The 21,272-nt window shown below is 67.4% G+C and carries 20 protein-coding genes and 1 tRNA gene; 10 read left to right on the top strand and 11 right to left on the bottom strand.

Translation table 11 applies throughout. The features are described 5' to 3' along the window. The first annotated feature begins 56 nt into the window (after positions 1-56). From ACSQ24_RS02790 to ssuD, 5 genes are read left to right on the top strand one after another with little or no spacing between them, the layout of a single operon-like run. The gene (locus ACSQ24_RS02790) at positions 57-1,055 is read left to right on the top strand and encodes an ABC transporter permease (RefSeq protein ID WP_436093208.1); all 999 of its coding nucleotides are present in this window, start codon (positions 57-59) and stop codon (positions 1,053-1,055) included. Further along, positions 1,049-1,453, top strand: coding sequence for a copper homeostasis periplasmic binding protein CopC (gene copC, locus ACSQ24_RS02785; protein WP_436093207.1), 405 nt, complete (start codon positions 1,049-1,051; stop codon positions 1,451-1,453). Before ACSQ24_RS02790 ends, copC begins: the two co-directional genes overlap by 7 nt. 1 nt (position 1,454) lies before the next feature. Beyond that, positions 1,455-3,305, top strand: coding sequence for a copper resistance D family protein (locus ACSQ24_RS02780; RefSeq protein WP_436093206.1), 1,851 nt, complete (start codon positions 1,455-1,457; stop codon positions 3,303-3,305). 23 nt (positions 3,306-3,328) lie between these two features. Next, positions 3,329-4,555, top strand: a complete 1,227-nt coding sequence (locus ACSQ24_RS02775; protein WP_436093205.1) for an acyl-CoA dehydrogenase family protein — start codon at positions 3,329-3,331, stop codon at positions 4,553-4,555. Positions 4,556-4,598: 43 nt separating this feature from the next. Next, positions 4,599-5,774 carry an FMNH2-dependent alkanesulfonate monooxygenase gene (gene ssuD, locus ACSQ24_RS02770; protein WP_436093204.1) on the top strand — a complete coding sequence of 392 codons (1,176 nt, stop codon included), beginning with the start codon at positions 4,599-4,601 and terminating at the stop codon, positions 5,772-5,774. A gap of 42 nt (positions 5,775-5,816) precedes the next feature. Here ssuD and ACSQ24_RS02765 read toward each other — a convergent pair whose 3' ends face one another. The 10 genes from ACSQ24_RS02765 to ACSQ24_RS02720 all read right to left on the bottom strand — a co-directional run bounded on the left by ACSQ24_RS02765 (position 5,817) and on the right by ACSQ24_RS02720 (position 15,354). Beyond that, a complete protein-coding gene (locus ACSQ24_RS02765) occupies positions 5,817-6,887 on the bottom strand; it encodes an LLM class flavin-dependent oxidoreductase (RefSeq protein ID WP_436093203.1) in 1,071 nt (356 codons plus the stop codon). Positions 6,888-6,910: 23 nt separating this feature from the next. Beyond that, entirely contained in the window at positions 6,911-7,510 is a 600-nt protein-coding gene (locus ACSQ24_RS02760) for an alkylhydroperoxidase domain protein (RefSeq protein ID WP_436093202.1), read from the bottom strand. Between the two features lie 25 nt (positions 7,511-7,535). Next, positions 7,536-8,138 carry a CMD domain protein gene (locus ACSQ24_RS02755; protein WP_436093201.1) on the bottom strand — a complete coding sequence of 201 codons (603 nt, stop codon included), beginning with the start codon at positions 8,136-8,138 and terminating at the stop codon, positions 7,536-7,538. Between the two features lie 8 nt (positions 8,139-8,146). Beyond that, the gene (locus ACSQ24_RS02750; RefSeq protein WP_436093200.1) at positions 8,147-9,208 is read right to left on the bottom strand and encodes a putative FMN-dependent luciferase-like monooxygenase; all 1,062 of its coding nucleotides are present in this window, start codon (positions 9,206-9,208) and stop codon (positions 8,147-8,149) included. A 12-nt stretch (positions 9,209-9,220) separates the two neighbouring features. Then, complete coding sequence (locus tag ACSQ24_RS02745) at positions 9,221-9,946, bottom strand: VOC family protein (protein ID WP_436093199.1); 726 nt, start codon at positions 9,944-9,946, stop codon at positions 9,221-9,223. Continuing rightward, positions 9,943-10,680 carry an ABC transporter ATP-binding protein gene (locus ACSQ24_RS02740; protein ID WP_436093198.1) on the bottom strand — a complete coding sequence of 246 codons (738 nt, stop codon included), beginning with the start codon at positions 10,678-10,680 and terminating at the stop codon, positions 9,943-9,945. The genes ACSQ24_RS02745 and ACSQ24_RS02740 overlap by 4 nt, the downstream gene beginning before the upstream one ends. 10 nt (positions 10,681-10,690) lie before the next feature. Beyond that, on the bottom strand, positions 10,691-11,590 hold the full coding sequence (locus ACSQ24_RS02735) for an ABC transporter ATP-binding protein (protein ID WP_436093197.1): 900 nt from the start codon (positions 11,588-11,590) through the stop codon (positions 10,691-10,693). Positions 11,591-11,602: 12 nt separating this feature from the next. Further along, positions 11,603-13,426 (bottom strand): ABC transporter permease, encoded by a 1,824-nt coding sequence (locus ACSQ24_RS02730; RefSeq protein WP_436093196.1) that lies wholly within the window; start codon positions 13,424-13,426, stop codon positions 11,603-11,605. Positions 13,427-13,442: 16 nt separating this feature from the next. Further along, a complete protein-coding gene (locus tag ACSQ24_RS02725; RefSeq protein WP_436093195.1) occupies positions 13,443-14,600 on the bottom strand; it encodes an ABC transporter substrate-binding protein in 1,158 nt (385 codons plus the stop codon). Positions 14,601-15,264: 664 nt separating this feature from the next. Further along, positions 15,265-15,354, bottom strand: a tRNA-Ser gene (locus ACSQ24_RS02720). Positions 15,355-15,698: 344 nt separating this feature from the next. On the opposite strand from ACSQ24_RS02720, the gene ACSQ24_RS02715 reads away from it, so the two are divergent. From ACSQ24_RS02715 to ACSQ24_RS02695, 5 genes are all read left to right on the top strand, one after another. After that, the gene (locus tag ACSQ24_RS02715) at positions 15,699-16,397 is read left to right on the top strand and encodes a 50S ribosomal protein L21 (RefSeq protein ID WP_436093194.1); all 699 of its coding nucleotides are present in this window, start codon (positions 15,699-15,701) and stop codon (positions 16,395-16,397) included. A 99-nt stretch (positions 16,398-16,496) separates the two neighbouring features. Next, positions 16,497-16,763: a 50S ribosomal protein L27 gene (rpmA, locus tag ACSQ24_RS02710; RefSeq protein WP_129156727.1), complete on the top strand. Its 267-nt coding sequence runs from the start codon at positions 16,497-16,499 to the stop codon at positions 16,761-16,763. A gap of 154 nt (positions 16,764-16,917) precedes the next feature. Further along, the gene (locus ACSQ24_RS02705) at positions 16,918-17,571 is read left to right on the top strand and encodes a GNAT family N-acetyltransferase (protein ID WP_436093193.1); all 654 of its coding nucleotides are present in this window, start codon (positions 16,918-16,920) and stop codon (positions 17,569-17,571) included. 223 nt (positions 17,572-17,794) lie between these two features. Beyond that, a complete protein-coding gene (gene obgE / locus ACSQ24_RS02700; RefSeq protein ID WP_436093192.1) occupies positions 17,795-18,838 on the top strand; it encodes a GTPase ObgE in 1,044 nt (347 codons plus the stop codon). A gap of 81 nt (positions 18,839-18,919) precedes the next feature. Beyond that, positions 18,920-19,501, top strand: a complete 582-nt coding sequence (locus ACSQ24_RS02695) for an invasion associated locus B family protein (RefSeq protein WP_436093191.1) — start codon at positions 18,920-18,922, stop codon at positions 19,499-19,501. 119 nt (positions 19,502-19,620) lie between these two features. Here the strand turns inward: ACSQ24_RS02695 and ACSQ24_RS02690 are convergent, their stop codons facing one another. After that, entirely contained in the window at positions 19,621-21,168 is a 1,548-nt protein-coding gene (locus ACSQ24_RS02690) for an MFS transporter (RefSeq protein WP_436093190.1), read from the bottom strand. Positions 21,169-21,272 lie beyond the last annotated feature (104 nt).

Raw genomic sequence — 21,272 nt, 5'->3', positions numbered from 1 at the left:
TTGGCGGGTGCCGGCCGGCATCCGCCTGTCCTCCCCGTCATCAGGATGCCCATACCGTGACTGATCACGCGATCACGGACAGGAACGTTGCGATCGCGCCGGCCGACATCAGCCAGCGCGACCTCACCCTCGTCTTCGCCACGCTCGCCTGGAGCGCCGCCGGCGCAATCACCCTTCTCTGGCCGAACATCCGCGACTTCGCCCTGACCGCCCATCTCGCCGCCGGTCAATGGCTGATCGGCGCGGTCCTGCTGCTCGGCTACGGGCTAGGCGCCCGCCTGCGCGGCGTCGATCGCTGGCTCAGGAAGAACGGCCCCTGGCTTATCGCCCTGCCGGTGCTGCTCTCGATCTGGCAGATCGCCTCGGCCAAGACCGGCTATTGGCCGCTGCCCTATTTCCCGCCGGCACAGGGCCTGCTCGAAGCCTATGCCAGCGACTATCCGCGCCTGCTCGAAGGCATCCGGGCCTCGTTGGTGCTGCTCTCACTGGGCATAGCTTTCGGCGCTGTCGCCGGTTTCCTCACCGGCCTCGCCACCGGCTGGACGCGGCGCGTCGGCTACTGGACGAGCCCGATCCTGCGCTTCATCGGCCCGATCCCGACCACGGCGCTGATCCCGCTGGTGCTGTTCCTGTTCCCGTCGAGCTTCAGCGCCGGCGTCTTCCTCGTCGCGCTCGCGACCTGGTTCCCGGTGACGATCCTGACCTGGTCGGGCGTCGCTGCCGTCGACAAGGCCTATTACGACGTCGCTCGCACGCTCGGCGCCAACCAGCGCTTCCTGTTGCTGCGCGTCGCGATTCCGGCCTCTCTGCCGCATCTCTTCGTCGGCCTGTTTATGGGGCTCGGCCACGGCATCGCCGTGCTCGTCGTCGCCGAGATGATCGGGGTCAAGGCCGGCCTCGGCTACTACATCGACTGGGCGCGCGGCTGGACCGCGTATGGCCACCTCTATGCCGGGCTCCTCGTCATGGCCGTGCTGTTCTCCGGCCTCACCACCCTCCTCTTCCGCATCCGTGACCGGCTTCTCGTCTGGCAGAAAGGCGTCGTGCAATGGTGATCGAATTCCCGACCGGAGAAGCCACCGCTTCCCCCACGCGGCGCGAGGCCGTGATGACACTCGCCCTGCTGGCGATCGTCGGCTCGACGCCCGCACTCGCTCACGCCCATCTCGTCAGCGCCAGCCCGGCGGTGGACAGCACCGTGCGCACCGCGCCGCGCGAGGTCTCGATCAGCTTCACCGAGAAGCTCGAGGAGAAGCTCTCCAGCATCGCCGTGAAGGACGCCGCCGGGCGCCGCGTCGACAGCGGCGCGGCCCGTTTCGCCGACACCAGCGGCAAGAAGCTCCTCGTCGCGCTGAGCGAGCTGGCGCCTGGGCGCTACACCGTCGACTGGGTCGCGGCCTCGGTCGACACCCACCGCACCAATGGCAGCTTCGCCTTCACTGTGAGGCCCTGACTTGACTGGCGCCGCCCTCGACCTCCTGCTGCGCCTGGCGCGCGGCATCGAGCTGATGGCGGCGCTAACCGCGTTCGGGACGCTCGCGATCGCGTTTCTCGTCCCGCGCTCCTCCGGCGACGAGCATCCGTTCGAGCTGGTGCGAACTGGTCTGCGCCGCCTGCTGCGTCACGCGATCGTCGTCGCGCTGATCGCGTCCATCATCTGGCTACCGCTACAGGCCCTGCGCGTGACCGGCGGCGAGATCAGACTGTTGGAGGCGACCCGGCTCATCGCAGTGGAGACGGTCTTCGGCCATGCACTGCTGATCCGGTTCGGACTGCTGGCGCTCATCCTGGAAGCTGCGGGCGACCTGCGCTCGCCCTGGCGCGTGGGCTTCGCCACCCTGCTGGCGGCGGCAGCGGTGACCTTGCAGCCCTGGCTCGGCCATGCCGCCGCGGCGTCGACACCGACCCTTCCCGTCCAGATCGCCCTACATACCAGCGGTGCCGGGCTCTGGATCGGCGCCCTGCCGGCGCTGCTCATCGTCGTCGCGCGGCTTCCGATTGCCTCGGCGGCGATCGCGGTCCGGCGCTTTTCCTGGCTCGGCCTTGCTGCCGTCAGCATGCTCGCTGCAACCGGCGTGCTGCAGTCGCTGCCTCTGATCGGCGATCTCGGCGGCCTGTTCGGCACGCCCTACGGCCTGCTGGTGCTCGGCAAGGCCGTGGCGCTCATGGTGTTGCTAGCGCTCGCCGCCCTGAACCGCTTCGTGCTGACGCCCAAGCTGGCGGCAGGCGCGCGTCGCCCGCTCCTGATCAGCATCGCGATCGAGCTCGCGCTGGGCATTGGCACAATCGCAATGGCGGCCTGGCTGGCCAACCAGCCGCCGGGTGCGCATGAGCAGCCGGCCTGGCCTTTCCCGCTCCAGCCCGAACTGTCGCGGATCGACGAGGCCTATTTCGCCAAGGAGCTCTGGCGCGCCGCCGCGCTCGTCGCCGTCGCTGGCGCAGGCTTGCTGGCGCTGTTCTGGCGCCGGACGCGCCTGGTCGGGCCGCTCGCTGCGGCTGTCGCCATCGCGCTACTGCCCTTCCCCAACCTGCCGCTGCTCGCCAAGCCGGCCTGGCCGACGAGCTTCCAGCGTTCGGAAACCGGCTTCACCGCGGCCTCGATCCTGCGCGGCGAGGCGCTCCTGAAGCAGCATTGCACGCCGGACTGCTTTCGCCCGCGCGACGATCCCTCCGATCCGACACCCTATGGGCTCTGGCAACGTCCCGACGGCGATCTCTATGGCTGGCTGACGGAAACCTTCGACAGGATCGGCCACAGCCCCTTCCCGCATGGCACGATCGCCGCCCTCGGCCCGCGCGAGCGCTGGCAGCTGATCGACTATTTCCGGGCGCGGGTCGCCGGTACCTCGGCGAAGCGCAGCGGGGTCTGGCGCCATCCGGTCCTGACGCCGGACTTCCCGATCCTCTGCCGGGACGGCAGCAGCACGATGCGCGACATCCTTGGCCGCTCCAGCCCGATCGAGATCACGATCGCTGACGAGCTTCGGGGCGGCCCGGAACCCGCTCCGGACGGCATCAAGCTCGCACGCGTGCTGCTGCTTTCCAGGGACAGCCAATCCATTCCTGGCGGCTTCGACTGCCTGTCGAGTTCGCCGGACGCGCTCGCCGCATTCGCGCTGATGACTGGGCTCGACGAGGCGAGACTCAGCGGAGTGCGCCTTCTCGTCGACGCCAATGGCTGGCTGCGGAGCCGCATCCTGCCGGCACATCCCGAGGCGGCCTCGTCCGCCAGCTGGCGGGACGAATTCGCCCGCATCGTCGCCGAGCCGTTCGAGGCCGGCGGCATCGGCACCCACCGCCATTGATCCGCGAAAAGGAACTCGCCGCCATGAACATCGCTGCGCCCAAAGATAGTTTCGAGGCCGTCGCTGCGCCGGTCCGCCCTCGCTCCCCAGAGCTGGCTGCGCTGATCGCCCGCATCGGCGAAGGCGCCTCCGAGCGTGATCGCACCCGCACACATCCTTACGTCGAGATCGACCTCATCCGCGCCGCCCGCTTCGGCGCCTTGCGGGTCCCGCTCGCGCATGGCGGGGCCGGTGGCTCGCTCCGCGACCTGATCGAGGCCATCATCGCGCTCGGTGCCGCCGATCCAAATGTCGCGCATGCATTGCGCAACCATTTCAGCTTCGTCGAGCGCTTCGCCCAGCCGGCGCTCGATCCGCAGAACGGCCGCTGGCTCGCCGAGGTCGTCGCCGGCAAGATCTTCGGCCTGGCGGCAGGTGAGCTGACCGCGCTGCCGGTCGGCGGCAGCCCGCTCGAAACGCGCCTCGAGGTCGATGGCGAGGGCTATCGGCTGAGCGGCGAGAAATACTACAGCACCGGCACGCTCTATGCCGATTATGTCGTGGTCCGTGCGCAGGACGAAGGACGTTTGGCCTCGGTCATCCTGCCGGTCGATCGCGAGGGCATCACCCGCCTGGACGATTGGGACGGCATCGGCCAGCGCCTCACCGGCACCGGCACGACGAAATTCGAGACTGTCCGGGTCGAGCCCGACGAGGTCGTCTGGGACGAGGCCGGCGGCAGCTATGCCCGGCCCTATCATACGACCTTGCCCCATATCTTCGTGACCGCGATCGTGGCCGGCATCATCAAGGCCGTCGCACAGGACGCCATCGCCCTGCTCCACCGCCGCGGCCGCTCCTTCGCCCACGCGCCCGTAGCGACGCCGGCCGACGATCCCTTGCTGCAGCAGGTCGTCGGACAGGTCGAGGCGGCTGCCTTCGCAGCCGAGGCGACCGTGCTCGCAGCGGCCCGGGCGCTCGACCGCGCGACGGCTTCCGCCAGCGACGGCATCATCGACGAGGCTCTCGCCCATGAGGCGGCGCTCGCGGCGGCCAAGGCCAAGATCGTCGTCGACGAGCTCGCGATCCGCGCGAGCTCCCAGCTCTTCGATGTCGGCGGCGCCTCGGCAGCCAAGCGCGAGACCAATCTCGACCGGCACTGGCGCAACGCCCGCACGCTCGCGGCGCACAACCCCGGTTCCTACAAGGCCCAGGCGATCGGCGCCTATGCCGTCAGGGGCGCCGCCCTGCCGAAGACCGGCTTCTTCTGAAGACCGGCCCCATCCCGCTCCCGCCCGCAAGAAGGACCGCCCCATGAGCATCGCCCCTGCCAGGACAGCCAATGTCCTGTGGTTCCTGCCGACGCATGGCGACGGACGTTATCTCGGCACCGCCCAGGGCGGTCGGCAGACCGATTTCGGCTATCTACGCCAGGTCGCGCAAGCGGCGGACCAGCTCGGCTATTATGGCGTGCTGCTCCCGACCGGACGGAGCTGCGAGGATTCCTGGATCGTCGCCTCCGCCGTCGCGCCGACCACGCAGGAGTTGCGCTATCTCGTCGCCGTCAGGCCCGGCCTGCAAACGCCGACGGTCGCCGCGCGCATGACCGCGACGCTCGATCGCGTCACGAATGGCCGGCTGCTGATCAATGTCGTCACCGGCGGCGACCCCGTCGAGAACGCCGGCGACGGCATCTTCTCCGGTCACGACGAACGCTATGCGGTGACGCGCGAGTTCCTCGCGATCTATTCGGCCCTGCTGCGCGGCGAGACGGTGACCCATCGCGGCGAGCATCTCAAGGTCGAGGGCGGCCAGCTTCTCTATCCACCGGCGCAGGAGAACGGCCCGCCGCTCTATTTCGGCGGCTCCTCGCCCGCCGGCATCGCGGTCGCCGCGGAGACGATCGACAAATACCTGACCTGGGGCGAACCGCCCGCCGCCGTCGCGCAGAAGATCAGTGTCGTCGATAAGGCAGCCAGGGCAGCCGGGCGCAAGGTCTCATTCGGCATCCGCCTGCACGTCGTCGTCCGCGAGACGGAAGGAGAGGCCTGGGCCGCGGCGAACAAGCTGATCAGCCATCTCGACGACGAGACCATCGCAAAATCGCAGGCGACGTTTGCCCGCATGGATTCCGAAGGGCAGCGCCGGATGTCGGCGCTACATGGCGGGCAGCGTGACAGACTGGAGATCTCGCCCAATCTCTGGGCCGGGGTCGGGCTCGTGCGTGGCGGTGCCGGCACTGCGCTGGTTGGCAATCCCGAGCAGGTCGCGGCGCGCATCCGCGAGTATCAGGGCCTCGGCATCGACAGCTTCATCCTCTCCGGCTACCCGCATCTGGAAGAAGCGTACCGCTTTGCCGAGCTCGTCTTCCCCCTGCTCGAACTGAACCATGGCAGGCCGCGCTTTTCCGGCGTCGTCAATAACGGCCCCTTCGGCGAGACGATCGCCAATGACGTCAAGCCGGCACAGGCCCGCGCCACCGGCTCCTGACGCACCATCGAGCAGCGCCGGAAAGGCGGCGCCCGCACCATCTCAGTTGCGCAGCAAGGGCAGTAGCTGGTCGCCCTGCCGCCTGATTTCCGGCAGGTAGGGCGTGTCGGACAGGACGAAATGGCTGATGCCGAGATCGCGGTATTTGCGTAACGAACGGGCGACATCCTCGGCCGAGCCCACCAGCCAGGTGGCGCCGGCCCCGCCCCCGCCGAACTTGCCGGGCGTGGTGTAGAGGTTGTCGTCGAGCACCTCGCCCTGTGCGTGCAAATCGAGCAGGCGCTGCTGGCCCACGGCGGTCGCGCGCTGATGGTCGTTCCAGCCGGCGCCCTTGCCCTTCGCCATCTCGGCGACCTTGGCCTCAGCCTCCGTCCAGGCCCGCTCGGTGGTGTCGCGGATGAAGGTCGTGATCCGAAGCCCGAATTCCAGCGGCGGCAGGTCGCGATCGAGGTCGCGGCTCAGCGCCTTCAGCCGCTCGATCCGTTCGCGCACGCCATCGAGCGGCTCGCCCCAGAAGAGCTGGACATCGGCCTCGGTCGCAGCGACCCGCTCCGCCGCTTCCGACGCGCCGCCGAAATAAAGCTTCGGATGCCGGCGCTCACCCCGGACCTCGATACGCGGCACGACGGTCGAGCCATCAACGCTGAAATGGTCGCCGGCGAACGCGACATTCTCTTGCGTCCAGAGCTTGCGGGTGAGCCGCATGAACTCCCTGGTTCGGCCATAGCGATGGGCCTGGTCGCCCTCGCTGTCGCCATAGGCGGCGAGGTTGTCCTTGCCGGAGACGATGTTGATGCGCACCCGACCGCCGGTCAGATGGTCGAGCGTCGCCGCGGCGGAGGCGAAATTCGCCGGCCGCCAATAGCCCGGGCGGATCGCGATCAGCGGCTCGAAGGTCGTGGTGCGGGCGGCGAGCGAGGCAGCAACGGTGAAGGTGTCGGGGCGGCCCCAGCCGGTGCCGATCAGCGCGCCCTTCCAGCCATGCTCTTCCAGCGCCCTTGCCTGGCTGGTCAGCGTCTCCAGGCTGTTGTGGCCCTCGACCGCGGCGTCACCGCGATGGCCGGGCTCGACGACATTGGGAATGTACCAGAGGTATTCGGATTCAAGGCTCATAGCGTCGTTTCACAATCAGATGGTCAGCGGGTTTCCGGCTCGCCGAGGGAAAGCATCAGCCGGTTGGCCCAGTTGAAGAACGAGGCCGCATGGATCAGGTCGGCAATGGAGAGGTCGTCGAGGCCAAGCCGGCGCAGCTTGGCGACATGCGCCGCGCCAAAGGCGATCGGCGTCGCCGTCAGCGCCACGGAGGCTTCGATCACCGCGTTCCAGAGCGGGTCGATATCGACACCGACGCCTTCGTCGAGCAGGCGCTGGACATCGTCGCGGCGCTTCGAATGCGTGGTCGCGAAGCGGGCATGGACCGAGGCGCAATAGATGCAGCCATTGCTGCGCGAGACCGCCGCTGCCGCAAGCTCGCGCTCAGCGCGCGGCAGGCCCGAGCGGGTGTTGTAGAAGATGTCCTTGTCGGCCAGCGTCCGGGCGCGGAGGATGTCCGGATCATGCGCGAGCAGCCGAAAATACGGGCTCTTGGCGCGGGCGATCTCGACCAGCCCCTCCTTCTGGCGTTCGGTCAGGGCCTCTTCGGGAACGGGGTCGAGCCAGGCGTTCCAGCCGAGTTCGTCCTGGGTGAAGACGGTCGGGATCGCGGCCTTCGGATGGTCGAGCGTGGTAGCGGTCATCAGGTCGCTCCGTTGTCGAATGGCATCAGGAACCGAGAACGCGCAGGCCATGCGCGGCGCGGATCTGGAAGGAGAGGAAGGCGACGATCTGCGACAGGGTGACGATCGCGGCGGTGCTCCAGCCGGCCTGCCGCAGGAGCGCGAGATGCGATGCCTGGGCATCCCGCAGATGGAAGACCAGCAGGTGGGCATGTTCGAGGGCAGCTGAGAGCCGCTCGCCCAGCACTGCGCGATCCGACGGCTCAGTGCGGAAGATCGGCCCGGCAAGATTCTCGCGCGAGAGCGGCCCGCTCGGATAGGCGCCGTAAGGACCAGCGGTCGCAGCCCTTTTGGCCTGGCGGCGCAACACTCCGGCCAGGCTGTCACCCTCGGGCCGTTGTTCGAGCAGCTGCAGATAGTGGTTGGCGGCCGACCCGTCGGCATCGTGCAGCAGCGCGACGAAACCTGCGATCGCATAACGTTCGGCCACCGTGATCTGCGCCTCGTCGCCGGTCTCGAAGAGAGCTTCGTAGCTCGCCTGGACGTTGCGGCGCGTCTCCGGCCGCTCGTGCCGGACCACGTCGAGTGCGGAGCCGACGCTGACCCCGGCGAGACGGTCGAGGATATCCGGTGTTGCGTGGTCGGTCATGGCAGGTCTCACGGTTGAAGGGCGGCAGCGTCCGCACGCTGCCGGGACGATTGCGGCTCCGCCTTGCGCGACGGCGAGCGCCAGCCGAGCGCCGGCGCGACCTCCGTTGCGGTGAGCTCGATCGAACGCAGGATCGCCGGATGCGGCGGGTCGACCGAGTGGACCTGGAAGACGATGTCGGTGACACGTGGCAGCACGCTGTCGGCCGCCAGCGAGGCGACGACATCGTCCGGCGCACCGACATGGGTGTCGAGCGTCCTGATCAGCCCCGGCAGGCTGCGGTCGGGAATGACATGGCCACTGGCGAGGAAGCGGTCGAGCACGCGGTTGAGCCCGATTTCGGCGAGCTTCAGCGCCTCGGCGCGGCTGTCGGCGACGAAGAGCGAGCGCGAGGCCATGATCCGTGGTGCGACGCCGGCCGGCAGGTTGGCGAGATAGGCATCGACGATCGGATGCTGGATTTCCGGCAGGCTCGCATCCGGGTTGTCGCGGCTGCGCGGCTGGGTGCGCGAGAGCATGAGCCCGGCGCCGGCCCGGCCGATCCGCTCGGCGCCGGCGACCGAGAAGGTCGCATGCCAGACCCTGTCCGCCAGCGTGCCGGCCTCGGGATAGAGCCGGTTCTTGTCATGGCCGAGGGCGTCGCCCTTCCAGGCCGCGAGCAGCCTGTCGAGATTTCGCGCGAAGATCTCGGTGCGCTCATCCTTGTCGAGACCGAAGGCGAGGAAGGTCTCGGGCGTCGCGCCGGTACCGAGACCGACCTCGAGCCGCCCGCCGGACAAAAGGTCGACCACCACGGTGTCTTCGGCCGCCCGGACCGGATCCTCCATCGGCAGGATGATGATCCCGGTGCCGAGCCTGATCCGGCTCGTCCGTGCGGCGACATAAGCCAGGAAGGGTAAGGGCGAGGGCAAACCGCCCTCGTTGCGGTGGAAATGATGCTGCGCCACCCAGGCGCTGTCGAAGCCATGGCGCTCCGCATGGCCGATCTGCTCGGCAGCCAGCCGGTAGCGTTCGCCAGCGGGAGCGTCGTCGAGCAGACGGGTGAAGAAGCCGAGGCGTTTTGCGCTCATGAGTGCAACCTCTCAGGCCTCGACCCCGGCAAAGGACAGGGCGAAAGGCCCCTCGCCGCGCCGGCGCAGATGCTCCGCGACCGTACCGTGGCCAAGTTGCTCCGGCGCGAGCAGCGTGATCCGCGTCGTCCCGAGGTCGAGGAAAGCCGCGGCCGCATCGAGACCGGGCAAGATCCCGGCGATGGTCGTCTCTGCCCCAGTCAGCGCCTGCCAGCGCAGCGCCGCGGCCGCGAGATCGCCGACGACGATGCTGATGCCGGAGATTCCGGTGGCCCCGTTGGGGTGCTGCGGCGGCGCCGGAACGCGCAGGTCGCGCGGTGTCACGTCGGAGCAGAAGAATGGTAGGTCGGTCGCCTCGGGCCGCGCCGTGCGCCAGACCAGCGTCTCGCCATCGGGCCGTTTGCGGCCGCCATCCTGCGGCGGGCCGTAGCCCAGCCTGGCCGCCCCCGCCCGCGACAGAGCGGCGTCGAGATCCTCAGGCAGCAGCGCGAGGTCGATCGGGCCCGGGCCATCGGCCTGCAGCACCCGCCACCAGAAGAAATCCGGCTGCGGCACGGGAAAGGCGATGATTTCGATGTAGGCGCCGTCGGAAAACGAGATCAGCGCGTTGACGCTGCCGCGCGGATGCGTACCGCCCGGCTCCACGGTGAAGCCGCGGGCGCGCCAGTCGGCGATCGCCCGGTCGAGATCGTCGGTAACGATGACCGCGTGGTCGATTCGGAAATTCTGCTTGCTCATGCTGCCTCCGCGCCGCCGAGATAGGCGTCCCTGATCCTGGCATCGACCAGTAGGTCCGCGGCCCTGCCTTGGAGCGCGATCCGCCCTGTCTGCAGCACATAGCCACGATGGGCGATCTGGAGCGCGAGGCTGGCATTCTGCTCGACCATGAAGATGCTGACGCCCTGGCCGTTGATCTCGCGGATCAGCGCCAGCACCCGGTCGACCCAGAGCGGCGACAGGCCCATGGTCGGCTCGTCCATGATGACGATGCGCGGCCGCCCCATCAGGGCGCGGGCCATCGCGACCATCTGCTGCTCGCCGCCCGACAGCGTGCCAGCCTGCTGGGAGAGCCGCTGCGCAACACGCGGGAACAGCGCCAGCACGCGCTCGAGATCGGCCGCGATCGTCGCCTTGTCGTCGCGGGTGAAGGCGCCCATCAGCAGGTTCTCGCGCACGCTCATCGCGCCGAAGAGGCGCCGCGCCTCCGGCACTGTGCCGACGCCGAGCCGCACGATCTGCGGCGTCTTCAGCTTCAGGGTCGAGACGCCGTCGATCAGCACGTCGCCGGCCGCCGGCTTCACCAGCCCAAGGATGATCTTCATCGTCGTCGACTTGCCGCTGGCATTGCCGCCGAGCAGGCAGACGATCTCACCCTTGCCGACATGGAGCGACAGGCCGAAATGCGCCTGCACCGGCCCGTAGAAGGTGTCGATGGCCCTGAGCTCCAGAACCGGGCACGCAGCTTCGCTCATCGTAACCACCTCACGCGGTCGCCGCGACGGCTGGCGGCGCGGCCTCTGTCGCCGGCCTGTCGCCACCGACGCTGCCATGGCCGAGATAGGCCTCGATCACCGCAGGATCGTTGCGCACGGAAAGCGGCTCGCCCTCGGCGATCTTGCGGCCGTCATCGAGCACGACGATACGATCCGAGAGCTGCATCACCATGTCGAGCTTGTGCTCGATCAAGAGGATCGCCTGCCCACGCGCCTTGAGGCCGGCGATGATCTCCAGCATCTCGGCCGTCTCGGTCGGGTTCATGCCGGCTGTCGGCTCGTCGAGCAGCAGCAACCTCGGCCTTGCAGCGAGCGCACGGGCGATCTCGAGGCGCCGCCGATTGGCATAGGACAGGCTGTAGGCCGGCTGGTCGATCCGCGGTAGCAGCCGGTCGCCGAAGATCGCCAGGATCTCGCGGACCTCGGCACGCAGGGCGGCCTCCTCGGCCTTGACCAATGGCGGGCGGATCAGCGCCAGCGCCAGCTCGGCCAGCGGGCCGATCACCGGCCAGCCGGGACGCACCGCGCGCAGCCGACGATGCGCTCCGACCAGCACATTGTCGGCGACGCTGAGGTTGGCGAAGACGCGGCCATGCTGGAAGGTGCGGGCGAGGCCGGCCTCCGCCACCGCCTCCGGGGGCTTGCCGGTGATGTCGGCGCCGTCGAAGCGGATCGTGCCTTCATCCGGCCGGTCGAGGCCGCTGATCAGATTGAAGGCGGTGGTCTTGCCGGCGCCGTTCGGCCCGATCACGCTGACGAGCTCGCCCTCCGCGATCGAGAGGTCGAAGCCGGCGACGGCGGTCAGGCCGCCAAAGCGGCGCACCAGCCCGCGCACCTCGAGCAGCGGGCGCGCCGGTTCGACCAAAGGCAGAGGAAAGGGAGCAGTCATGGCGAATTCTCCTCAGACCGTGCCGAGCAGGCCCTGCGGCCGGAAGCGGACGAGCAGCAGGAGGGCGATGCCGTAGAGCAGGATGCGGTACTCGGCTGCGACCCGGAACACCTCGGGCAGGCCGATCAGCGCGAGCGAGCCGAGGATCGCGCCGCCGACATTGCCCATGCCGCCGAGGATCGCGATGGTCAGCGCCAGCACCGAGATCTGCGTGTTGAAGGTCTCGTGGTTGATGAACGAGTACATATGCGCGGTGAAGGCGCCGCTGATCCCGGCGAAGAAGCCGCCGAAGGCGAAGGCGAGGCCCTTATAGCGGTTGAGGCCGATGCCGAAGGAGCGCGCCGCAACGTCGTCGTCGCGCACCGCCCGGAGCGTCCGGCCGAGATGGGAGCCGAGCAGCCGGAGCTGCAGCAGCGCGAGGCCCGCCATCAGCGCGAAGGCGAACCAGTAGATCGCATTGGTGTCGTAGAGCGCATGGCCGAAGAGTTCGAGCGGCGGGATGCCGGCGACGCCGATCGGCCCATGCGTCACGCTCTCCCAGTTCAGGATGACGAGGGCGACGATCTCGCCGATGCCGAGCGTCGCGATCGAGACGTAATGGCCGCGCAGCCTGAAGGCGGGCGAGACCAGCAGCGTGCCGAGCCCTGCCGCCGCGAGGCCGCCGCAGAGCAGCGTCAGCCACACTGGCCAGCCGAAATCGGATGCGAGCAGCGCCGAGGTGTAGCCGCCGATGGCGAGCAATGCGGCGTGCCCGAGCGAGACCTGCCCGCTCGTGCCGGCCACAAGCGTGAGACTCAGGCCCAGCAGCGCATAGAGCCAGGCATTGGTCAGCGTCTGGATGAGATAGCCATTGTCGATCAGCAGTGGCAGCGCGATGAAGAAGATGGCGGCTGCAGCGACGAACGGGAGCGGCAGCGCGACCGGCTTGCTCGGCGCCACGAAGGTCCCGGTCATCGGCTCGGGCGGCAGCTGACGGCGGCTGGCGAACAGCCCGTTCGGCCTAAGCACCAGGATGATGATGAGCAGGATGAAGGCGAAGAGGTTGCGGTAGCTGGTGCCGAGCAAGGCGACGCCATAGCTCTCGATCACGCCGAGCAAGAGCGAGCCGACGATCGCGCCAGGCACGTTGCCGACGCCGCCGACGACCTCGGCGACGATACCCTTCAACGTCGCCTCGAAGCCCATCGTCGGGGTGATGACGTTGTAGTACATGCCGACCAGCACGCCGCCGACACCGCCCAATGCCGAGGCGATGGCGAAGACGATCATGTTGACCTTGTCGACATCGACGCCCATGGCACGGGCTGCATCGCGGTCGAGCGCCGTGGCGCGCACCGCCCAGCCCCATTTCGTCAGCTTGAGGAAGGCAAAGAGCGCTGTTGCCGCGCTGATGCCGATGCCGCCGATCAGGAGGTCGAGCACGCCGATCGAGCCGCCGCCGATCTCGATCCGCCAGTTCGGCAGTTGCATCGGCACCGCGCGCGGATCGGGGCTGAACAGGATCTGCACGGTCTGGTCGAGCACGAAGCTGAGGCCAATGGTCGCCAGCAGCGGCGCGATCCGCGGGGCGTCAGCGAGTGGGCGGATCCCGAAGCGCTCGATCACAATGCCGAGCAGGCCGGTTAGCGTGATGACCAGCGCCAGCGTGACCGGAAACGGCGTCTGCAGCACGGAGACTGCGACCCAGCCGACATAGGCGCCGACGACATAGACCGAGCCATGCGCGAAGTTGATCAGCCGGCTGACGCCGAAGATCAGCGCCAGGCCGACCGCCAGCAACGCGTAGATGTTGCCGATGATCAGGCCGTTGATGGTGTGGTCGAACCAGGAGGTCATCGGTCGGTCTGACGCGTCAGTTCGTCTTCACCCCATCCCACAGCGTGAAGCGTCCGTTGCGCACGACGAGCTGGGCGCTCTTGGCGCCCAGGATGCGGCGCGTCTCGGTGTTGAAGGTGGCCTTGCCGTAAACCACGCTCGGCACGTCCTGCACCTTGGCCAGCGTGTCCCGGATCGTGGTGCGATCCAGGTTCGGCGCCTCGCGCAGCACCTGACCGAAGAGAACCACCGTGTCGTAGGCATAGGCGTTGAAGGCGTCGGGCTCCTTGCCGTACTTGGCCTGGAACGCGGCGACGAAGGTCTGAACCTCGGGGCGCGGATCCTCCGGGAAGAAGCGCGCATTGGTGAAGACGCCTTCCGAGGCCTCGGCGCCGAGTTCGATGAATTTCGGCGAATAGATCGAGCTCGACGCCGCGATCGGGACGGTGACGCCGGTCTGGCGGGCCTGGCGGACGATGAGGGCACCATCGGCATAATAGGAAACCAGGAAAAGCCCGTCTGGCTTGGCGTCGCGCACGCGCACCAGCGTCGAGCGGAAGTCCTTCTCGTCGGGCTGGTAGCCTTCGGCGGCGACGACCTCGGCACCAAGCTCTTTGGCCGTGGCAGCGAAATGGTCCTTGCTGGTACGGCCCCAATCGGTGTTCAGGAACAGGATCGCGATTCGCTTCAAGCCGACCTTATTGACGACATAAGTCGCATTCAGCGGCTGCTCGTCGGCCTGGCTGACTGAATTGCTCCAGATGAAGTCGCCCGTCTTGGTGAAGTTTGGATGCGAATTGGTGAAGCCGAACTGGACCAAGCCGGCGCGCTGATAGATCGGCGACGCGGCCATCGAGGCGGGGCTGGCGAAATCACCGAGCTCGGCGACGATGCGCTTGTCGGCGACGAATTTCTGGGCGACCGCGACGGTCTGCTTCGGATCGCTCTGGGTATCCTCGAAGACATAGCGCAGCGGCCGGCCCTTGATGCCGCCGGCCCCATTGATCTGATCGAGCGCCAGATCGAAGCCCTGTTTCCATTGCGCCCCGTATTGCGCGTTCGGCCCGGTCAGCGGTCCGCTCACGCCAAGCAGGATCGGCTCTCCGGTCGGCTCCACGGCGAAGGAAGCGCCGGTCGTGGAAACCAGGATGATGGCGGCGGCCACAGAGCGCGTAAGCGCGCGACGGCTGATCATGTGCTGCTCCGGAAGGTGCCTCGGGCCGCCGGCAGGCGGCGTTCGCTGTCACCTTGAGAGTGCTCTCCAGCCGATGGGGCGGTCAATGAAACGTTCTTTCAAAGGAACGCCACAGACAGAACAGCCATCTCAATAGCGTGAGAAAAGGGGAAGATACTTCCCCACGGCGGGGAATGCGTCTGCAACAGGGAAGAAACCCGCCGAAAACATACAAATTTTGCAGGATTCATTCGTACGTGGCCTTTTCTCGCCGGCCGCCCGTTCGTCTATAAGAACGGCAACTCTGCCAAGGAGGATTGCTCTACCGGCGGCAAGGCTTTGCGGATCATGCCGTGGCAGCCCGCAATCTGATGGACATCCAGCAGACGCTCTGGACGATCAGTGGAGAAGGCGAGGCCGGCCATCCTGTACGCGACGCTCGATCAGTGTCACTGCCAGATCATGCCGGCGAGCTGCCAGGCAGGTTAACCCACACTGCCTATTGGGGGGCAGCCATTCCGGCAACCGAGAGTATATCAACAAAATCAATATCTTAAATCAAGTCAAATGGCGGAGAGTGAGAATGAAAGTTCGAACTCGGAGTCAGGAGCGCGACTGCGCGACCGGCCGGAAGGCCGCCCCATCGGAGCCGTGAGCGAAGCGAACTGGCGTGAGATAAAAGGAGTGGCGGACAGGGAGGGATTTGAACCCCCGATACCCTTGCGGGTATGCCGCATTTCGAGTGCGGTGCATTCAACCACTCTGCCACCTGTCCGCGGTCGCTCTGGTCGAAGCGGGCTGGTTACTACACACTGCGCCCCCTCCGCACAAGCCTTTCCGATGCGCTGCGGCAACGAGCCTGTCACAGCCCTGAAATCCTTCGCAGCCATGCTGCTTTTCCTTGACGGATTGCCCATGCGCGACTAGGAAGCCGCGTCCGGCGTGGGGAAACCCGCGCCTGATCTCTTTTGGCTATCGCCGACGCCGACGCTCCGATGCGCCGACGCAGCAAGCTCTCAAGAGCGAACCCGACCACGCAACCGACTGCCAAAAAGCCGTCCCGCGTGCGCCCTTTTAAGGGCTCATGACAGGGCGGGGCTCAACATGGAGAACACTAAGATGTTCGCAGTCATCAAGACCGGCGGCAAGCAATTCCGCGTTGCCGCCAATGACCGCATCACGATCGCCAAGCTCGAGGGCAACCCGGGCGATACCGTCGCCTTCGGCTCCGTGCTGATGCTGACCGACGGCGAGAAGTCGACGGTCGGCGCGCCGTTCCTCGGCGACATCACCGTCGCCGGCGAGATCGTCGAGCAGACCCGCGGCGAGAAGGTCATCGCCTTCAAGAAGCGCCGCCGCCAGAATTCCAAGCGCAAGCGCGGCTTCCGCGCCGAGCTGACCGTGGTGCGCATCACCGACATCCTCACCGGCGGCAAGAAGCCGGAGATGAAGAAGGGCGAAGCCGCCCCGGTCGCGCTCAAGGCCGGCAGCGAAGCCGTCAAGGGCAAGGCTGCTGCCAAGCCTGCGAAGGCCGCCAAGACGGAAGCCAAGGCCGAGGGCCTCGACGCCTCCAACCTCTCGCTGATCTCGGGCGTCGGCCCGACCATCGAGAAGAAGCTGCGCGCCGCCGGCATCACCTCCTGGAACGACATCGCCGCCTGGACCGAGGCCGATGTCGCCAAGTGGGACGAGGAGCTCAAGCTTCGTGGCCGCGCCACCCGCGAGGAGTGGGTCGAGCAGGCCAAGGAGTTGCTCGCCGGCAAGCCGCCGCGTGCCAAGGCCGACCAGGCCGAGCAGGCGTCCGGCGAAGACTACTGACCGGCGCTGACAGGCTCCGCGCAGCTTCACGCCCGATCGGGGTGGCTTTTGCCGCCGATTCGGGTTACATCGACTGAAGAGTTTTTGAGGTAGGGCGTTATGGCTCATAAAAAGGCAGGCGGCTCGTCGCGCAATGGTCGCGACTCCGAAAGCAAGCGTCTCGGCGTAAAGCGTTTCGGCGACCAGGTGGTCGTGCCCGGCAACATCATTATTCGTCAACGCGGCACCAAATGGCACGCCGGCGTGAACGTCGGCATGGGCAAAGACCATACGCTCTTTGCCACGTCGAACGGTCGCGTCCGATTCACGACGAAGCTCGGCCGAGCTTTCGTGAACGTAGTCCCGGCCCAAGAGGCCGCAGAGTAAACGGCGGATAGGGAATGTTCTCGATCCGCCGGTTCCATCGAACCGGACGGATCAAGGGAATAAGAACCCCAAGCGGGTTTCCCGAAGGTCAAGCGAGGGGGAGATGGGACCAAAGCCCATCTCCCCCTTTCGTTTGCGCCGACGGAGAAACCCGATGTTCCCCGAATTGACGAGAGACGACGTCTTCCGGCTCGAGACCAGGCGGCTGTGGCTGCGCTGGCCGCGGATCGCCGACGCCACCGCCATCCTGCGCCTCGCCGGCGAGAAGGCCGTCGCCGAGATGACGGCCTCGATCCCGCATCCCTATCCGACGCAGGCGGCCGACCCGTTCGTCTTCGCGACGCGCAAGGGCAATGCGCTCGGCGAGCACCTCGTGCTGGCGATCACCCCGCGCGAGAAGCCCAACGAGCTGATCGGCATGATCGGCGCGCACAAGCAGGCGACCGGGCGGCCCTTCATCGGCTACTGGCTCGGCACGCCGTACTGGAACAGGGGCTACGCCACCGAAGCGGTGCAGGCGCTGATCGACACCATGTTCTCGCTGGTCGAGATCGATGCGATCGAGGCCGACACCCGCGTCATCAACCCGGCCTCGCGCCGGGTGCTGGAGAAGAGCGGCTTTCGGCAGGAGGGTTCCTTCCTCAAGTCGCTGCCGGCGCGCGGCGGCCTCTTCCCCTGCGAGCAGTTCCGGCTCGACCGCTCGACCTGGGCGGCCTTGAAGAGCTGGAGCGCCTCCGGCTGGGCGCCGCTGCCGGCGGATGAACAGCAGCAGGCCGAAAGCCGCAGCGAAGAGCCCTGCATGGCGTGACGGAAGGTTCTTTCGCATAAGAACCTCGTCATTCCGGACAAGCGCCGAAGGCGCGCAGCTCCGGAATCCATCATAGAGCGCAACGCCCTACGATGGATTCCGGCGCTCCGCTTCGCTGCGGCCGGAATGACGCGCTTGTTTTTTCAAAAGAGAACGGCTGCGGAATAGGTCCGCACGCCCATCCCGCATTGCCCTGCCCGGCGCATACGACTACCAAGCGTTCATGAAATTCCTCGACCAAGCCAAGATCTATGTGAAGGCCGGTGACGGCGGCGCCGGCTGCGTCTCGTTCCGGCGCGAGAAGTTCATCGAGTTCGGCGGGCCCAATGGCGGCGATGGCGGGCGCGGTGGCGACGTCGTGATCGAATGCGTCCAGGGGCTGAACACCCTGATCGACTTCCGCTTCCAGCAGCACTTCAAGGCCAGGATCGGCGAGCACGGCATGGGCAAGGATCGGCACGGTGCCAATGGCACTCCGATCGTGCTCAAGGTGCCGCCGGGAACGGAGGTGCTCGACGAGGATGGCGAGACGCTGATCGCCGACCTGACCGAGCCCGGCCAGCGCTTCGTCCTGTGCAAGGGCGGCAATGGCGGCTTCGGCAACGCCTATTTCAAGACCGCGACCAACCAGGCGCCGCGCCACGCCAATCCTGGCCTGCCGGGCGAGGAGCGCTGGGTCTGGCTGCGCCTCAAGCTGATCGCCGATGCCGGCCTCGTCGGCCTGCCCAATGCCGGCAAGTCGACCTTCCTCGCCACCGTCACTGCGGCAAAGCCGAAGATCGCCGATTACCCTTTCACCACGCTCCATCCCGGCCTTGGCGTCGTCCGGGTCGACGCGCGCGAGATGGTGCTCGCCGATATTCCCGGGCTGATCGAGGGCGCGCATGAGGGTCATGGCCTCGGCGACCGTTTCCTCGGCCATATCGAGCGCTGCCGCGTGCTGCTGCACCTGGTCGAGGGCACGACCGAGCATGCCGGCAAGGCCTACAAGACCGTGCGCAAGGAACTCGCCGCCTATGGCGCCGATCTCGACGAGAAGCCGGAGATCGTCGCGCTCTCCAAGGTCGATGCGCTGACGCCGGAGCTGCGCAAGGAGCAGCTCGCCCGCCTGAAGCGCGCCGCCGGCCGCACCCCGATCGCGCTCTCGGCTGCCTCGGGCGAGGGCGTCGAGGCGGCCCTGCGCGCCGTCTTCGCGGTGGTCGAGGAAGCGCGTGCGCAAGAGGCCAAGGATGACGCTCCGGCGCAGGAGATCGGCTGGCATCCTTGATGTCCGTTCACAACTCCGGCTTGCGCAATGGCCGGCCATAGTCTTGAACTCGGCTATTGCCGCTTCCGGAATCTTGCCGCCATGCTGAGACGACAGATCGCCCTCGCCCTTGCCGCCGTCCTTCTGACCGGTACGGCGCTTGCCCAGGCACCGGCACAGCGTCCGGGCCAGCAGCGCGCGCCACAAGCCCAGGCAACGCCCGCCCCCGGCGCGGTCTCCCAGCCCGACAACACCACCGCAACCTATGGCGACTGGGTGATGCGCTGCCAGGCGAGCGTCGCGGCCCGTGTCTGCGAGATCGTCCAGACGCTCGAGCAGCAGGGCCAGCGCGGCCCGATCGCGCTCGTTGCCATCGGCCGGCCGGTCAAGGACGAGCCGATCAAGCTCGTTATCCAGGTCCCGCCCAATCTTGCGCTGGGCGACAAGGTGAGCGTGCGCGTCACCGTCGCCGACAAGGACGAGGCGCTCGCCGTCTTCCAGCGCTGCCTGCCCGGCGGTTGTTTCGCCGAAGCCAGTCTGAGCGACGAGGTCTTCAAGCGCTGGCGCGGTTTTGGCGAGGCCGGCCAGATGCGCTACCTCGACGCCGCCAAGCGCGAGGTTGCGCTGCCGCTCTCCTTCCGCGGCTTCCCCGCCGCTGCCGAGGCGCTGCAGCGCGAGCCGTAACTGGCGTCATGCTCGGGCCTGACCCGAGCATCTCAGACCGGAAGAGGCATCGATCAGCGCCTTCTCGTCATGAGATTCTCGGGTCTGCGCTTCGCTTCGCCCGAGAATGACGCCTTGGCTCAATGCGCTCCCGTCGGTCGCGCGTCGCGCAGGGTGGTCAGCGCCACGGCGATGCAGAAGACCATGCCGGCGATCGCGATCAGTGCGACCGCGTGGAAGCCGGTCATGAAGGCTTCGCGAGCCACCTGGAGCAGATGCGCCGACTGGTCGGGTGCGAGTCGCTCCGCCGCCGCCAGCGCCCCGCCCAGGGTCGAGCGCGCCGGCGCCAGCGTCGCGCTATCGACGCCGGCGACCGAAATATCCGCCATGCGTTGACGATAGAGCGCCGTGCCAAGGCTGCCGAAGACGGCTATGCCGAGCGCGCCGCCAAGCTCGGCACTGGTTTCCGACATGGCTGATGCCGCGCCGGCCCGCTCCTGCGGCGCCGAGCCGACCACGATCCCGGTCGTCAGCGCGATCACCGGCGTGAAGCCGATCGAGAACACGATCGACGCCGCGACGATCTGGACGAGGTTCGGCGCAAAGGCGAGCCAGACGAAGCCGAGCGCCGAGAGCACCATGCCGCCGGCCATCAGCGTCGCCGGCTTGAAGCGCATCGTCAGCGGCGTCACGCCGAAGGACGCGAAGGTGAAGGCCAGCGCCGAGGGGAGCGACCATAGACCCGCCTCGAGCGGCGTCAGCCCGGCCACCAGCTGGAAATACTGCGCCAGGAAGATGAAGCTGCCGAACATCACCATGATGCCGGCAAGGTTGATCGCCAGAGCGGCGCGGAAGGCCGGAATCCCGAACAAGGCGAGGTCGACCATCGGATCGGCGAGGCGCTTCTGCCGGCGTACGAAGACGACGCCGAGCACGAGTCCGACGAGGATGAAGGCCGTGGCATAGGCCGAAAGCTCGAACTCGGCCCAGTGCTTCACTCCGTAGATCACCGGCAGGATCACGGCGAGGGAAAGCAATGCGCTGGCGATGTCGAGGCGGCCGGCCTGCGGCGCCTTGTATTCCGGCAGCAGGATCGGGCCGATCACGAGCAGCACCAGCATCGGCGGCACCGCGATCAGGAAGACCGAGCCCCACCAGAAATACTCGATCAGCGCGCCGCCGATCAGCGGGCCGATCACCGCACCGGCCGAGAAGCTGGCGATCCACATCGAGATCGCGAAAGTCCGTTCCTTCTCATCCTCGAACATCACCGCGATCAGCGAAAGGGTCGACGGCGCCAGCGTCGCCCCGGCGATGCCGAGCAGCGCCCGCATCACGATCAGCATCTCGGCACTGTTCGAGAAGGCAGCGACGGTCGAAGCGACACCGAAGGCGGCGGCGCCGATCAGCAGCAGCTTGCGCCGGCCGATTCGGTCGCCGAGCGTGCCCATCGTCATCAGGAAGCCGGCGACCATGAAGCCGTAGATGTCGATGATCCAGAGCAGCTGACCGGCCGATGGTTTGAGTTCACGCGTCAGCGTCGGCACGGCGAGATTCAGGACCGTCAGATCCATCGAATAGATCATGCAGGGCACGGCGATGGCGATCAGGCCGAGCCATTCGCGGCGTGTCGCCTTGCGCACAGGCGCCTCTGCGATCGAAGCAGCAGTCACAATCAATCCCGTCATTTTTTGAGTGGCGACACTGCCAGCCGAATGTGGCGGCTCCTGTCAGCAGCCGCCTGTCGTTTGTGCATGCCCGGTATGCTTGTGCGAGCACCATGGCGCGACCC

The organism is Allobosea sp. LjRoot237 (genome assembly GCF_964253285.1).
Lineage (GTDB): Bacteria > Pseudomonadota > Alphaproteobacteria > Rhizobiales > Beijerinckiaceae > Allobosea.
This window is presented reverse-complemented; position numbering and strand designations above follow the sequence as displayed.

Excerpts from the sequence above, each read along its gene's own strand:
- copC (WP_436093207.1), top strand. The coding sequence starts at position 1,049 with ATGGTGATCGAATTCCCGACCGGAGAAGCCACCGCTTCCCCCACGCGG.
- ACSQ24_RS02775 (WP_436093205.1), top strand. The coding sequence starts at position 3,329 with ATGAACATCGCTGCGCCCAAAGATAGTTTCGAGGCCGTCGCTGCGCCG.
- ssuD (WP_436093204.1), top strand. The coding sequence starts at position 4,599 with ATGAGCATCGCCCCTGCCAGGACAGCCAATGTCCTGTGGTTCCTGCCG.
- ACSQ24_RS02765 (WP_436093203.1), bottom strand. The coding sequence starts at position 6,887 with ATGAGCCTTGAATCCGAATACCTCTGGTACATTCCCAATGTCGTCGAG.
- ACSQ24_RS02760 (WP_436093202.1), bottom strand. The coding sequence starts at position 7,510 with ATGACCGCTACCACGCTCGACCATCCGAAGGCCGCGATCCCGACCGTC.
- ACSQ24_RS02755 (WP_436093201.1), bottom strand. The coding sequence starts at position 8,138 with ATGACCGACCACGCAACACCGGATATCCTCGACCGTCTCGCCGGGGTC.
- ACSQ24_RS02750 (WP_436093200.1), bottom strand. The coding sequence starts at position 9,208 with ATGAGCGCAAAACGCCTCGGCTTCTTCACCCGTCTGCTCGACGACGCT.
- ACSQ24_RS02745 (WP_436093199.1), bottom strand. The coding sequence starts at position 9,946 with ATGAGCAAGCAGAATTTCCGAATCGACCACGCGGTCATCGTTACCGAC.
- ACSQ24_RS02740 (WP_436093198.1), bottom strand. The coding sequence starts at position 10,680 with ATGAGCGAAGCTGCGTGCCCGGTTCTGGAGCTCAGGGCCATCGACACC.
- ACSQ24_RS02735 (WP_436093197.1), bottom strand. The coding sequence starts at position 11,590 with ATGACTGCTCCCTTTCCTCTGCCTTTGGTCGAACCGGCGCGCCCGCTG.
- ACSQ24_RS02730 (WP_436093196.1), bottom strand. The coding sequence starts at position 13,426 with ATGACCTCCTGGTTCGACCACACCATCAACGGCCTGATCATCGGCAAC.
- ACSQ24_RS02725 (WP_436093195.1), bottom strand. The coding sequence starts at position 14,600 with ATGATCAGCCGTCGCGCGCTTACGCGCTCTGTGGCCGCCGCCATCATC.
- ACSQ24_RS02715 (WP_436093194.1), top strand. The coding sequence starts at position 15,699 with ATGTTCGCAGTCATCAAGACCGGCGGCAAGCAATTCCGCGTTGCCGCC.
- rpmA (WP_129156727.1), top strand. The coding sequence starts at position 16,497 with ATGGCTCATAAAAAGGCAGGCGGCTCGTCGCGCAATGGTCGCGACTCC.
- ACSQ24_RS02705 (WP_436093193.1), top strand. The coding sequence starts at position 16,918 with ATGTTCCCCGAATTGACGAGAGACGACGTCTTCCGGCTCGAGACCAGG.
- obgE (WP_436093192.1), top strand. The coding sequence starts at position 17,795 with ATGAAATTCCTCGACCAAGCCAAGATCTATGTGAAGGCCGGTGACGGC.
- ACSQ24_RS02695 (WP_436093191.1), top strand. The coding sequence starts at position 18,920 with ATGCTGAGACGACAGATCGCCCTCGCCCTTGCCGCCGTCCTTCTGACC.
- ACSQ24_RS02690 (WP_436093190.1), bottom strand. The coding sequence starts at position 21,168 with ATGACGGGATTGATTGTGACTGCTGCTTCGATCGCAGAGGCGCCTGTG.